The following is a 13,874-nucleotide window of genomic DNA, read 5'->3' as shown; positions in this document are numbered from 1 at the left end:
CACTATTATCCTCTTTTCCATCTTGTTCCTTGCGCCGTATCTTCTAAAATAATATTTTTAGCCTTTAATTCATCTCGAATTTGATCTGCTAATTGGAAATTACGATCTTTACGAGCCTGAATACGACCTTGGATCAATTGATCAATTTCTTCGTCTAGAAGTTCAGCTTCTCCAAACGTAATGCCTATTGCAGCACCTAATTCTTTAAACTCTTTAATAAAGGCTTCAATTACATCTGTAGACGTTGTTTGTTCTAACAAATACAAGTTAGCTTGCTTTGCTAGCTCGAACAGAACAGAAATGGCATTTGCCGTATTAAAATCATCATCCATCTCTTCAACAAACGTTTTGCGAAGCTCTTTTAGCTTTTCGAACCATTCTGAAGCATCTTCTTGAAGATTTGTTGCTGCCTCTAGACGGTGAGTTAAGTTGCCGTAAGCTGTTTGCAGACGCTCAAACCCTTTGCGCGTATTCTCTAAAATTTCTTCGTTATAGTTAATTGGGTGACGATAGTGAACAGATAAAATAAAGAATCGAAGTAGGGAAGGATCATGCTTTTTAATAATGTCATGAACTAACACGAAGTTCCCTAGTGATTTAGACATCTTTTCATTATCAATATTGATATATCCGTTATGAAGCCAGTATTTCGCAAACGATTTCCCAGTGAGCGCTTCTGATTGGGCAATTTCATTTTCGTGATGAGGGAAAGCTAAATCCTGGCCGCCTGCGTGGATATCAATTGTATCACCTAAATACTTGCGTGCCATCGCAGAGCACTCGATATGCCAGCCTGGTCTTCCTTGACCCCAAGGGCTATCCCATGCGATCTCTCCATCTTTGGTTGCTTTCCAAAGAGTAAAGTCTAATGGATCTTCTTTCTTTTCTCCAACTTCGATACGAGCACCGGATTGCAATTCATCAATAGACTGATGTGATAATTTTCCGTATCCTTCAAACTTACGTGTACGATAGTATACATCACCCTCTGACTCATATGCATATCCTTTTTTCACCAGTTCATCGATGAACTCAATAATGATATCCATATTTTCAGTTACGCGTGGATGCACATCGGCATGCTTGCATCCAAGAGCTGACGTATCTTCAAAGTAGGCATCGATAAAGCGGTTTGCGATCGTTGGAACATCTTCTCCTAACTCTTTTGCTGCCTTAATTAATTTATCATCCACATCTGTGAAGTTTGAGACATACTCTACATCGTAGCCTCTAAATTCTAAATAGCGGCGCACCGTATCAAATACGATCGCAGGACGCGCATTTCCAATATGAATATAGTTATACACGGTCGGTCCGCACACGTACATTTTGACTTTGTTTTCTTCTAGCGGTACAAACGTCTCTTTTTGACGTGTTAACGTGTTATATAGCTTAATTGCCATGGTGAATCTTCCCTTCTTTTAATTCCTTTAATTGATTTTGCAGGTGTAAAATTTCTTTCTCTAGCTGTTTGAAACGCTCTGCATCTGGATCTGGTAAATCTTGATGATTCAAATCTTTTGGAATCCGGACGCCATTTTGAATGACGACTCGGCCAGGGATACCAACAACCGTTGAGTTTTCTGGGACGTCATTTAACACAACTGAGCCCGCTCCAATTTTGGAGTGCGCATGAATCGTAATCGACCCTAGTACTTTAGCACCTGTTGCAATTAAGACATTGTCTTCGATCGTCGGGTGACGCTTTCCTTTTTCTTTCCCTGTTCCTCCGAGTGTTACTCCTTGATATACTGTTACATTATCTCCAATTTCGCACGTTTCCCCAATAACAATTCCCATTCCGTGGTCAATAAAAAATCGGCGGCCAATTTTCGCACCCGGATGAATTTCAATCCCTGTGAAGAATCGGCTAATTTGTGAGATTACACGTGCCAGAAAAAACCACTTTCTTTTAAAAAGCCCGTGAGCTAATCTATGTGCCCAAATAGCATGCAACCCCGAATAGGTTAATATCACTTCAATATAACTTCTTGCTGCAGGATCTTGTTCAAATATGGCCTCAATGTCTTCCTTTAACAACTTTAGCATCATCTCACCCCAATTCCGCTATTCCTCTATCTACTCATTGATTGTATAAAAAAACGCCCCTATGTCAAATGACACAGAGACGTATATACGCGGTTCCACTCTGTTTGGATCAACAAACGATCCCAACTCTTCTCTCATAACGTGAAAGTACCCGCTTTTGCCTACTTACTTAGTAGCATTCAACAAAAGACTCAAAGGCGCACTTCAACAAGTTTTGTCATAGGTTACTTTCAGCCGGTGATAACCCTCTCTGATATGCAATGAACTTGCCTACTCTTCCTTCTCAACGATATCCATATTTGATTATTTTATCATATGGGCAAAATAGAAATTTGTTAACTATAAATGCTTTCTAAACGAGCTAAAACTGTTTCTTTCCCTAAAAGAGAAATAGCTTTTGGAAGCTCAGGACCGTGTGTTTCGCCTGTTGTTGCTACACGAATTGGCATAAATAGTTTTTTACCTTTTTGACCTGTTGCTTTTTGTACAGCCTTTGTTGCTGCCTTAATTTCATCAGCGCTGAATTCTTCTAAGGAAGAAATCTCTTCAGCAAATGCTTTTAACACTTCCGGTACTTGCTCTTCAGCAAGCACTGCTTTTGCTTCTTCACTGTAATCAATTTCTTTCTTAAAGAACATTTCAGTAAGTTCAACAATCTCGGCGCCAAAGCTCATTTGTTCTTGGTATAGAGCGACTAGGTCACGTACCCATTGTTCTGTTTCTGCATCGCGCATTTCTTCAACTTTTCCAGCTTTCACTAAGTGAGGAACTGATAAAGCTACTACCTCTTCTAAATCCAATTGTTTCATGTATTGGTTGTTCATCCAACGTAATTTGCTTGTATCAAATAGTGCTGGAGATTTTGATAAACGAGCTGGGTCAAAAATTTCAATGAACTGTTCTTTAGAGAAGATTTCTTCTTCTCCCACAGGTGACCAGCCAAGCATTGTAATAAAATTAAACAGTGCTTCCGGCAAGTAGCCTAATTCTTTATATTGCTCAATAAACTGAATGATTGACTCATCACGTTTACTTAGCTTACGGCGATTTTCATTTACGATCAATGTCATATGACCAAATACAGGAGGCGTCCAGCCTAAAGCTTCATACACAAGAATTTGCTTCGGTGTATTAGAAATATGGTCATCTCCGCGTAGAACATGTGTCATCTTCATTAGATAATCATCAATGGCTACAGCGTAATTATATGTTGGTGTACCGTCTTTTTTCACAATAACGAAGTCACCAATGCCTTCAGACTCAAATGATACTTCATCTTTGACAATATCATTCCATTTAATTTCTTTGTTACTAGGAACACGGAAGCGAATGCTTGGCTCACGGCCTTCTGCTTCTAGTTCAGCACGCTGTTCAGCTGTTAAGTTACGGCACTTCCCTGAATAGCGCGGCATTTGACTGTTTGCCTGCTGTTCTTCACGCTCTTTTTCAAGCTCTTCTGACGTACAGTAACAGTGATAAGCTAATCCTTTTTCAAGAAGTTCTTCCGTATATTTTTGATAGATTTCCGTACGTTCAGACTGGCGGTAAGGACCGTACTCGCCGCCTACGTCGATACTCTCATCCCATTCAATACCTAACCATTTTAAATAGCGCAGCTGACTTTCTTCTCCGCCTTCGATATTACGCTTTTGATCTGTATCTTCAATACGGATAATAAATTTACCGTTTTGATTTCGTGCAAATAAATAATTAAATAGTGCTGTTCTTGCATTCCCTATATGAAGATGTCCAGTTGGACTCGGGGCATAACGAACTCTTACTTCGCTTGACATAACTAAGATGACCTCCAATTTAATATTACTTATAGTATGTATTTAGATATTTTAGACATGTTCTAATTTTATCACCAAATAGGTATCTGTCAAAGTCAACTGTTTTTATTTTTGATAAACTAAAACGGCTGCTTGGGCGGCAATTCCTTCTTCACGTCCCGTAAAACCTAATTTTTCTGTTGTTGTTGCCTTGACGTTAATTTGAGAAATGCTTGCTTCTAACAGCTGCGCAATACGCTCTCTCATTAGTTCAATGTAAGGAGCCATTTTAGGTTTTTGCGCGATAATTGTGCAATCTACATTGCTTAATTCATAGCCTTCATCTTTTAGTAGTTTCCATACGTGTTGAAGAAGCTTTGCTGAATCAGCATCTTTAAATTCAGGGTCTGTATCCGGAAAATGCTTTCCGATATCTCCTTTAGCCGCCGCTCCTAATAAGGCATCTGCGATTGTATGCAACAGCACATCTGCATCTGAATGGCCTAATAGTCCTTTTTCATACGGAATTTCTAAACCGCCGATGATTAAAGGTCTTCCTTCTGCAAATTCATGTACGTCGAAACCTTGTCCTACTCGAATGTTCATTTTTCCACTCCTTCAGTCCTGTTTAGCTTTGTTAATATAGCTTCTGCATATAACAAATCTTCTGGTGTTGTTAGTTTTATATTATCGTAATTTCCCTCTACAATCGATACTTTTTGCCCCGCTCTTTCTACTAAGCTTGCATCATCGGTACCTAAGTATTCATTTGTTTTTGCTTTTTCGTGTGCATTCATTACTACATCAAAAAGAAAAGCCTGCGGCGTTTGAATAGCCCACAAGCTAGAGCGCTCAACTGTTTCAATGACAGTACCCTGTTCCACACGCTTAATTGTGTCTTTTACTGGAACAGCCAGCACAGCAGCCTTATCACTAGCAGCTTTTTCTACTAACTCATGGATTGTGTTTTGTTGAACAAATGGACGAGCGCCATCATGAATTAATACCATCTGAGCCTGCTTTAAACTTTTAAGACCGTTATAAACGCTATGTTGACGTTCATCGCCCCCAACTGTCAATGATTGAACCTTTTGAATTGGATATTCGATTAATAACTCTTCAAAAATCTCCACTTCTTTTTCGTTTACGACTAGTACAATTCCACTGCACCAAGGATCTTGTTCGAATTTTTGCAGCGTATGAATGATAAGCGGAACGTTTTGAATAGTTAAAAATTGTTTGTTCCGCCCCGCTTTCATTCGCTTCCCCTGACCTGCAGCTAACACGATAATTTCATACTTCATAGGTATACTCCCTTTACCTGTTACGTCACAGTGCTTTTTCTAATAACTTGGGTTTCGCAAAAATCATACGGCCTGCTGAGGTTTGGAGTACGCTCGTCACCAGTACATCAATTTGCTTTCCAATATAATTTCTTCCTTCTTCTACCACGATCATTGTACCGTCATCAAGATAGGCAATACCTTGATTGTGCTCTTTACCGTCTTTTATAACCAATACGTTCATTTCTTCTCCTGGAAGTACAATTGGCTTGACGGCATTTGCTAAGTCATTGATATTTAAAACGCCAACATTTTGAAGTTCACATACTTTATTTAAATTAAAATCGTTTGTCACGACCAAACCGGAAGTCAGCTTTGCCAATTTAACCAGCTTGCTGTCTACTTCTTGAATGTCTTCGAAATCGCCTTCATAAATTTCTACCTTCATTGCCAGTTCTTTTTGAATACGGTTTAGAATATCTAGACCTCGTCTACCTCTGTTTCGTTTTAGAACATCCGACGAATCAGCAATATGCTGAAGTTCCTCAAGCACAAAGCGCGGAATAACAATCGTTCCGTCTAAAAATCCTGTTTGACAAATATCTGCGATACGACCGTCAATAATAACGCTTGTATCTAAAATCTTAAGAGACTTTAATGATTCTTCGTTATCTGTTTCTTCTTCTTGTCCTTTTTTCTTCCCAATTCGAGCCGGCATCGAAAACACGCTTACAAGTTCATCACGTTTTTTAAACCCGACTTGAAACCCTAAGTAACCTAAAAGAATACTTAGAAAGATTGGTAAAATGGTACTTACTACTTGAAGTTGAATTCTACCTAAAAAAGCTCCGACCAAGTAGGCCACAATAAGCCCTAAAATCAATCCTAAGCTCCCGAAAAGCACATCCGTTACAGGCGCCTTCAGTAACGCCTCTTCCACTCGGCGAATTAATTCAACTATATAATCAACAATCCAAAACGTGACAAGGAAAAACAAAATCGCTCCCAGTATTGCATCGACGTAAGGCTTTTCTAGAAATGCTACATCTTGCAGATTTAATAATTGAATAAGTTCAGGTATAAAAAAGACGCCCAATGTACCACCTGTAATAATAAAAAATAACTGTACAAAACGTTTTAACACGCCTTCACCTCCCTTTATCATTATAAACAGTTTACAATGATTGAAACCTGTTATTTAACCAAAAAACAGAATTTGTAAACAAACTGTCACTTTTTTTGTATTTTCACAATATCTTAATGAATCAAACATTTAATGTCAATTAATATCCTATAGCTGACGGTTTGTAAGATGCTGCTCTTTTAGTCTTTTTAGGCCTTCTCTGATTTTCCTTGCTCGAATTTCACCGATGCCTTCTACCTCATCCAATTCTTCTACCGACGCATCTGCTATCGTTTTTAAATCCCCTAATTCATCAATGAGATTTTCAATAATAATCGATGGAAGTCTTGGAATTTTATGAAGCATTCGATACCCTCTAGGAATAACGCTGTCTTCAAAGCTTGTATACATAGGATATCCCATTAAGCGAAGGAGCGTTTGGTCATCGAGAAGAACATTATTTGACGGCTGCTGCATGCGTTCAATTACTCGGTAAGGGTCAAAGCTGAGATCATACATATAATCTTTGATTAATAAAGTTGCTTCTTCCTCTAAGTGGGAAAGTAGTTCATTCATTTGGAGACGGATTAGTCTTCCTTCTGTTCCTAATTCGCTAATATAGCTCAAAATTTCATTTTTAATACGCAGAACCATTTCTGTACGATGAAGCGACTGCAGCACATCTGTATGAGTTACTTGCTCTTCAAACTCTAATGCACTGAGACTTGTAATCGATTCGTCTAATACCGCCTTGTACTTTTCAAGTGTCCCAAGCGCTTGATTCGCTTTTGCTAAAATAACACTAATGTCTTTCAATACATACTGCAGAGACCCTTTGTAAAGCGTAATCACATTTCGTCTTTGTGAAATGGCTATCACCAATACACCTGACTGCTTAGCTACGCGCTCTGCTGTACGGTGACGCATTCCTGTCTGTGAAGAAGGAGTAGAGGGATCTGGCATGAGCTGAGCATTAGCAAATAATATCTTGCTTCCGCTGTCGTTTAAAATAAGCGCTCCATCCATTTTGGCTAACTCGTATAAATGCGCAGGTGTAAATGCACAATTAATCGAAAATCCTCCATCTACCATCTTTTTGACTTGTTCATTGTAGCCCATAACAATTAAGCCGCCCGTCTTTGCCCGCAAGACGTTATCGATACCGTCACGAATAGGGGTTCCTGGTGCTACAAACTGCAGAATTTCTGATATTTGTTTTTGACTAACTGTTGTTTTTTCTCCTTCCACTGCTTATCCTCCTAATGTATATTGCAGAGCCTCCGCTACTGTTGATACCCCAATCACATCAATACCATCTGGGACTTTCCATCCTCCTAAATTTTTCTCCGGGATAATAATTCGTTGGAACCCTAATTTTACCGCTTCTTGAACGCGCTGTTCAATTCTAGACACTCGGCGTACTTCACCTGTTAATCCTACCTCTCCTACAATAACATCTGTAGCGCTAGAAGCAGCATCTCTGAAGCTTGAAGCAATGCTAACGGCTACAGCTAAATCGATTGCTGGTTCATCTAATTTCACTCCACCTGCTACTTTTAAATAAGCATCTTGATTCTGCAGCAGCATTCCTACACGCTTTTCTAAGACAGCCATGATAAGCGAAACGCGATTATGATCTACTCCCGTCGCCATTCTTCTAGGGTTTCCAAAGCTCGTTGGACTGATTAGCGCCTGCAGCTCTACTAATACGGGTCTTGTCCCTTCCATTGAAGCGACAACAACCGATCCTGCTGCTCCCTGAGATCGTTCTTCTAGAAAGATTTCAGATGGATTCAATACTTCTTCTAGCCCACTTTCTTTCATTTCAAAAATGCCCATTTCATTTGTAGATCCAAACCGGTTCTTAACCGCTCTTAATATACGATACGTATGATGGCGCTCTCCTTCAAAATAAAGAACCGTATCCACCATATGTTCAAGAAGTCTTGGACCTGCAATGGCCCCTTCTTTCGTTACATGACCCACAATAAAGATGGCAATTCCATTCGTTTTAGCAACACGCATTAGTTCAGCCGTACACTCTCGCACCTGTGAGACGCTTCCTGGCGCTGATGTCACATCAGCATGGTAAATGGTTTGAATTGAATCAATCACCACAAAATCAGGCTGCATACTTGAGATGGCCTCTAGTATTAATTCTAAGTTTGTTTCTGCGTGAACATAAAGCTCTTCAGCTTTTACACCTAGCCTGTCCGCTCTTAACTTCGTTTGTTTGGTTGATTCCTCTCCCGAAATATATAGTACTTTATTTTGTTTCATTGCTAACTGCGCAGAGGTTTGCAAAAGTAAGGTAGACTTTCCGATACCCGGATCTCCCCCTATTAAAACGAGTGACCCTCTGACAATGCCTCCTCCTAATACACGATTTAACTCTGCAGAAGGTGTAAAAATTCGTGGTTCTGTTGTAGATTCAATCGCTGTAATTGACTGAGGTTTTTGAACTTTAGAAGCAGTAGCTCCGGAAAAAGCTCCTCGGCGTGATGATTTCGTTTCTTCCATTTCTTCTACCATAGAATTCCAGCTTCCGCATCCGGGACATTTCCCCATCCATTTTGCTGATTCATATCCGCAATGCTGACATGCAAATTTTGTTTTTCGTTTCGCCATTATGTTATCAATCTCTCCGTTCATTCAATCGATTTCTATCTCTATTGTACACTATTTCCTAAGCTAAAATAAAAAGGGAGGCATACGTGTTTTTTCGTATGCCTCGTCTTGGTTTGAGTAAATTTAGCTGATGCTGCTTGGAGCGGAGGATTTAACAACAAATTCTCCTTTGTCTACATCTAGCGTCACTTTCTGACCTTTTTGAACAACCCCTTTTAGCAGCTCTTCAGATAAACGGTCTTCAATATGTTTTTGAATTGCTCTACGAAGTGGACGAGCACCGTATTCTGGATCAAAACCTTCCTCTGCAATCTTATCGATTGCCTCTTTTGTTAATTCAAGATCAATTTCTTGCTCTTTTAAGCGTTTTGTTAACTGATCCGCCATTAATTTAACGATTTCAGCTAAGTGAGGTTTCTCTAATGAATGGAAGACGATAATTTCATCGATACGGTTTAAGAACTCCGGACGGAACGCGCGCTTCATTTCCGCCATTACTTTTCCTTTCATATCTTTGTAGTCTTGCCCTTCTGCTTCTACTGTGAACCCTAAGTGCTTGCTTCGTTTTAATGTATCAGCACCTACGTTTGATGTCATAATTAAAATCGTATTACGGAAATCAACTGTACGGCCTTTTGAATCTGTTAAGCGTCCATCTTCTAACACTTGTAATAAAATGTTAAATACATCCGGATGCGCTTTTTCAATTTCGTCTAAAAGAACAACTGAGTAAGGTTTTCTTCTTACTTTTTCCGTTAACTGGCCGCCTTCTTCGTATCCAACATACCCTGGAGGTGAACCTACTAAGCGTGAAGTAGAATGTTTCTCCATGTACTCAGACATATCGATACGAATCATTGCATCTTCATCGCCGAAGATTGACTCCGCTAATGCACGTGCAAGCTCTGTTTTACCAACCCCTGTTGGTCCTAAGAAAATGAATGAACCAATTGGACGTTTTGGATCTTTCAAGCCTGCTCTAGCACGGCGCACAGCTTTTGCAACTGCTTTTACCGCTTCTTCTTGCCCAATTACACGAGAGTGAAGAATCTCTTCCATGTTCAGCAGTCTTTCTGTCTCTTCCTGTGCCAGTTTAGAGACCGGTACACCCGTCCAGCTAGATACCACCATCGCAATATCTTCTACGGTTACAGCTGAGTTTTCTTTACCTTGCTGCTCTTTCCAAATTTTCTTTGTGTCTTCTAATTCTTCGCGTAGGCGTTGCTCTGTATCGCGTAAAGATGCTGCTTTTTCAAATTCTTGACTTTGAACAGACGCATCTTTTTCATTGCGTACTGATTCTAATTTTTGCTCTAATTCCTTTAAATTTGGCGGCGTTGTAAATGAACGTAAACGCACTTTTGAACCAGCTTCATCAATTAAATCGATTGCTTTATCCGGTAAGAAACGATCGGAAATGTAGCGATCTGATAGTTTCACCGCTTGCTCGATTGCCTCATCAGAAATAGATACTCGGTGATGCGCTTCATAACGGTCACGAAGCCCTTTTAAGATTTGAATAGACTCTTCCAACGTTGGTTCATCCACTTGAATTGGCTGGAAGCGACGCTCTAACGCTGCATCTTTTTCAATGTACTTTCTGTATTCATCTAAAGTGGTGGCACCGATACACTGAAGTTCTCCACGAGCAAGAGACGGTTTTAAAATATTAGAAGCATCGATAGCTCCTTCTGCGCCACCAGCGCCAATTAATGTGTGTAACTCATCGATAAAGAGAATGATATTACCTGCTTGACGAATTTCATCCATTACTTTCTTCAGGCGATCTTCAAATTCTCCGCGGTATTTTGTACCAGCAACGACCGTTCCCATATCCAAAGTCATAACGCGTTTGTCACGTAAAATTTCTGGAACTTCATTGTTGACGATTTGCTGAGCCAAACCTTCAGCAATTGCCGTTTTACCGACACCTGGCTCCCCAATTAATACAGGATTGTTTTTTGTACGTCGGCTTAACACTTCAATAACACGCTGAATTTCTTTCCCACGTCCGATAACAGGGTCTAAGCTTCCTTCGCGCGCTACAACTGTTAAATCGCGTGCTAAGCTGTCTAGCGTAGGTGTATTGGCATTTGAAGAGCCTCCGCCTTGATGGCTTGAAGCAGCTTCATTGCTACCTAATAAATGAAGCACTTGCTGACGAGCTTTATTTAGGCTGACACCTAAATTATTTAAAACGCGTGCTGCAACGCCTTCACCTTCGCGAATTAAGCCTAGTAAGATATGTTCTGTTCCTACATAAGAATGACCAAGCTTTCGGGCTTCGTCCATTGAAAGTTCAATGACTTTTTTCGCTCGAGGTGTATAATGAATGGTCTGCGTTAATTCTTGGCCTCTGCCAATTAATGCTTCCACTTCTTTTTGAATTTTTTCAGTGCTTAGGCCTAGAGCAGAAAGAGCTTTTGCTGCAATTCCTTCACCTTCACGAACGATACCTAATAAAATATGCTCTGTTCCAATGTTGTTGTGACCTAGGCGTAGTGCTTCTTCCTGTGCTAAAGCTAATACTTTTTGTGCGCGCTCTGTAAATCTACCAAACATCATATAATCGTCACCCTCCACGTTTAATTTGTGTTTTTATTTATAGTGAGACGTTCTCGAATTAAGGTGGCTCTTTTAATGTCACGTTCTTGAGGCTTTAGGGGACCTCCCGAATACTTCTGTAAAAAGCCTGGCTGCGTCATAATGATAAGTTCATTCAATATATTTTGACTCAGTCCTTTTATATACCCTAAATCGATTCCTAATCGAACATCTGATAAACATTGTGAAGCTTCTTTTGACTCAATAATACGGCTATTGGCCAATACTCCATATGAACGATACACTCGATCTTCTAACTCTACATGAGATGTTTTAAACAGCGCGTCTCGTGCAGAGTGTTCTTGTGTAATTAACTGCTGTACGACACTATTTAAATCTGCCACAATATCTTCTTCAGATTTCCCTAAGGTTATCTGATTAGAAATTTGAAAGATATTCCCTAAAGCTTCGCTACCTTCTCCATAAATTCCTCTCACCACTAAGCCGAGCTGGTTAATAGCGGGAATAATACGATGAATTTGACGGGTCATCACTAAAGCCGGCAGATGCATCATCACAGATGCACGTAGCCCAGTACCCACATTTGTGGGACAGCTGGTTAAATACCCTCTATTTTCATCAAACGCATAATCTACGTATTTCTCAATCCAATTATCTACTTTATTCGCTGTGCTTAAAGCTTCAGATAATTGAAGGCCTGGAAATAAACATTGTATGCGTAAATGATCTTCTTCATTAACCATAATACTCAAATCTTCTTTTTCTGATAAAAAACAAGCTCCGTTGTTATCTCCTTCAGCCAAGTTAGGACTGATAAGATGCTTTTCAACCAACACTTGCTTTTGAAGAGGCTGTAATTCGTTCATCTTTAGTAAATGCAAATTCCACTGATTGGTGTTCTCACTTTTTTGAAAAACTTGCTCGAATACTCGAACCACTTCAACTGCTTGTTCTTTAGAAAAGAGAGTTGGAAAAAGATAATGAGTTAAATTTCGAGCCAGCCTGATTCGACTGCTTAGAACAATATCTGAATTCGAAGCTTCTTGACGCATCCAAGAGCTAACAGGCTGGGAAAAGAACAAATCCTGGGACATGAATTACGCTTCCTCCTCTCTCGATTCGTTCATCTTCTTTTCTAGTAATCGAATGTGATCTCGGAGTTCGGCTGCTTTCTCAAACTCCTCTTTTTCGATATACTCTTTTAAGTTCAATCTTAATGCCTGTAATTCCTTTTTTAAATGAAGATTACTTGCAATTCTTGCTGGTATTTTTCCATGATGCAGATAATTACCTCCATGCAACCTCTTCAAGAAAGGAATAAGAGGTCGCTCAAATGTTTTGTAGCAATCTGCACATCCAAACCTGCCGATTTTAGCAAATTTTTGATATGTCATGCCACAAGTAGGACAAGAAAGAACCTCCTGACTTTGTTGCTTATAATTTTCAGTTACTGCTGGATCTAGGTTAAGTAGGCCAGCTAGTAAGTTATTGATTGAAAAACCTTGCTGATTTGAAAAAGAAAATGTATCTCCATTTTCTGAAGCGCATTGTTCACATACATGCATCTCCGTCTTTTCACCATTAATAATTTTTGTGAAGTGAAGAGTTGCAGGTCTCGTTTCACATTGCTGACAAATCATCCTGTCATCACTCCCTGTTCTAAATAAAATAGATCATGAGTTTATCGGTAGCGTAATGAATTAAGCATTGCTTTTAAAAGATTAGCCCTTAGCTCATCACGATAAGGAAGTTCAATATTAATAACTGAACGATTGATAACACTCAACATGATTTTTGCTTCTCGTTCTGTGATGACTTTTTCTTCAACTAACCTAATAATGACGTTTTCAGCACTTACTTGTGAAATTTCATTTTGAATCATCTCAATTACTTGCTGAAACAAATCCGCTGCATCATGCATTTTTACTTTTGCAATACGAATAAAGCCGCCGCCGCCTCGCTTACTTTCTACAAGATAACCTCTCTCAACTGTAAAACGGGTATTGATAACGTAATTAATTTGCGACGGAACGCATTGAAATTTATCGGCAATCTCACTGCGCCTTATTTCAACAATTTCTCTTTCACTTAATTCAAGTACTTGTTTTAAATACTGTTCGATAATGTCAGAGATATTTGGCACGCTGCCCCCTCCTTCTGACTTTGACTATATTTGACCTTAATTTAAATATAAAAGGAAACGAAAAAATTTTCAACTATGTACTATTAAAGTTTATTCTTTACTTTTATCGTTGCCACTAAAATTTATTTCAAAACCTGCAAATCGTGAATTTTATTGTTCTTACTATACTTTTTCATAAAACAAATAAATTGTAAACAAAAAAGGACTAGCTAAAATAGCTAGTCCTTTTTCAGGTGCCTGGCAACGTCCTACTCTCACAGGGACAAAGTCCCAACTACCATTGGCGCTAAAGAGCTTAACTTCCGTGTTCG

Annotated in this window: 12 protein-coding genes, 1 rRNA gene and 1 other annotated feature; all 13 genes read right to left on the bottom strand. The window is 39.4% G+C overall.

Features of this window, described 5'->3' with window-relative positions; translation table 11 throughout:
- Positions 1-5: 5 nt before the first annotated feature.
- Complete coding sequence (cysS, locus tag LAV82_RS28795; RefSeq protein WP_499717468.1) at positions 6-1,403, bottom strand: cysteine--tRNA ligase; 1,398 nt, start codon at positions 1,401-1,403, stop codon at positions 6-8.
- Entirely contained in the window at positions 1,393-2,052 is a 660-nt protein-coding gene (cysE, locus tag LAV82_RS28790; protein ID WP_014462037.1) for a serine O-acetyltransferase, read from the bottom strand. Before cysE ends, cysS begins: the two co-directional genes overlap by 11 nt.
- 69 nt (positions 2,053-2,121) lie before the next feature.
- Positions 2,122-2,345, bottom strand: a binding site (T-box leader).
- Between the two features lie 39 nt (positions 2,346-2,384).
- Complete coding sequence (gene gltX / locus LAV82_RS28785) at positions 2,385-3,842, bottom strand: glutamate--tRNA ligase (protein WP_499717467.1); 1,458 nt, start codon at positions 3,840-3,842, stop codon at positions 2,385-2,387.
- A 105-nt stretch (positions 3,843-3,947) separates the two neighbouring features.
- A complete protein-coding gene (gene ispF, locus LAV82_RS28780; protein ID WP_499717466.1) occupies positions 3,948-4,427 on the bottom strand; it encodes a 2-C-methyl-D-erythritol 2,4-cyclodiphosphate synthase in 480 nt (159 codons plus the stop codon).
- On the bottom strand, positions 4,424-5,125 hold the full coding sequence (gene ispD / locus LAV82_RS28775) for a 2-C-methyl-D-erythritol 4-phosphate cytidylyltransferase (protein ID WP_029325232.1): 702 nt from the start codon (positions 5,123-5,125) through the stop codon (positions 4,424-4,426). Before ispD ends, ispF begins: the two co-directional genes overlap by 4 nt.
- Before the next feature lie 25 nt (positions 5,126-5,150).
- The gene (locus LAV82_RS28770) at positions 5,151-6,248 is read right to left on the bottom strand and encodes a PIN/TRAM domain-containing protein (RefSeq protein ID WP_013054901.1); all 1,098 of its coding nucleotides are present in this window, start codon (positions 6,246-6,248) and stop codon (positions 5,151-5,153) included.
- Positions 6,249-6,395: 147 nt separating this feature from the next.
- Positions 6,396-7,475: a DNA integrity scanning diadenylate cyclase DisA gene (gene disA, locus LAV82_RS28765; RefSeq protein ID WP_013054900.1), complete on the bottom strand. Its 1,080-nt coding sequence runs from the start codon at positions 7,473-7,475 to the stop codon at positions 6,396-6,398.
- Between the two features lie 3 nt (positions 7,476-7,478).
- Positions 7,479-8,855, bottom strand: a complete 1,377-nt coding sequence (gene radA / locus LAV82_RS28760; protein WP_013054899.1) for a DNA repair protein RadA — start codon at positions 8,853-8,855, stop codon at positions 7,479-7,481.
- A gap of 123 nt (positions 8,856-8,978) precedes the next feature.
- Positions 8,979-11,420: an ATP-dependent protease ATP-binding subunit ClpC gene (gene clpC, locus LAV82_RS28755; RefSeq protein ID WP_014462041.1), complete on the bottom strand. Its 2,442-nt coding sequence runs from the start codon at positions 11,418-11,420 to the stop codon at positions 8,979-8,981.
- 20 nt (positions 11,421-11,440) lie between these two features.
- On the bottom strand, positions 11,441-12,514 hold the full coding sequence (gene mcsB / locus LAV82_RS28750; RefSeq protein WP_013054897.1) for a protein-arginine kinase McsB: 1,074 nt from the start codon (positions 12,512-12,514) through the stop codon (positions 11,441-11,443).
- 3 nt (positions 12,515-12,517) lie between these two features.
- Positions 12,518-13,060, bottom strand: coding sequence for a protein-arginine kinase activator protein McsA (gene mcsA / locus LAV82_RS28745; RefSeq protein ID WP_013054896.1), 543 nt, complete (start codon positions 13,058-13,060; stop codon positions 12,518-12,520).
- Positions 13,061-13,101: 41 nt separating this feature from the next.
- Positions 13,102-13,563 (bottom strand): CtsR family transcriptional regulator, encoded by a 462-nt coding sequence (locus LAV82_RS28740; RefSeq protein WP_013054895.1) that lies wholly within the window; start codon positions 13,561-13,563, stop codon positions 13,102-13,104.
- 235 nt (positions 13,564-13,798) lie between these two features.
- Positions 13,799-13,874: ribosomal RNA gene (rrf, locus tag LAV82_RS28735) — 5S ribosomal RNA — on the bottom strand; the annotation flags it as partial.

It is taken from the genome of Bacillus sp. ILBB4 (assembly GCF_035064545.1).
Lineage (GTDB): Bacteria > Bacillota > Bacilli > Bacillales > Bacillaceae_H > Priestia.
This window is presented reverse-complemented; position numbering and strand designations above follow the sequence as displayed.

Coding starts and splice junctions, on each gene's coding strand:
- mcsA (WP_013054896.1), bottom strand. CDS start 13,060: ATGATTTGTCAGCAATGTGAAACGAGACCTGCAACTCTTCACTTCACA.
- radA (WP_013054899.1), bottom strand. CDS start 8,855: ATGGCGAAACGAAAAACAAAATTTGCATGTCAGCATTGCGGATATGAA.
- cysE (WP_014462037.1), bottom strand. CDS start 2,052: ATGATGCTAAAGTTGTTAAAGGAAGACATTGAGGCCATATTTGAACAA.
- ispF (WP_499717466.1), bottom strand. CDS start 4,427: ATGAACATTCGAGTAGGACAAGGTTTCGACGTACATGAATTTGCAGAA.
- mcsB (WP_013054897.1), bottom strand. CDS start 12,514: ATGTCCCAGGATTTGTTCTTTTCCCAGCCTGTTAGCTCTTGGATGCGT.
- ispD (WP_029325232.1), bottom strand. CDS start 5,125: ATGAAGTATGAAATTATCGTGTTAGCTGCAGGTCAGGGGAAGCGAATG.
- clpC (WP_014462041.1), bottom strand. CDS start 11,420: ATGATGTTTGGTAGATTTACAGAGCGCGCACAAAAAGTATTAGCTTTA.
- gltX (WP_499717467.1), bottom strand. CDS start 3,842: ATGTCAAGCGAAGTAAGAGTTCGTTATGCCCCGAGTCCAACTGGACAT.
- cysS (WP_499717468.1), bottom strand. CDS start 1,403: ATGGCAATTAAGCTATATAACACGTTAACACGTCAAAAAGAGACGTTT.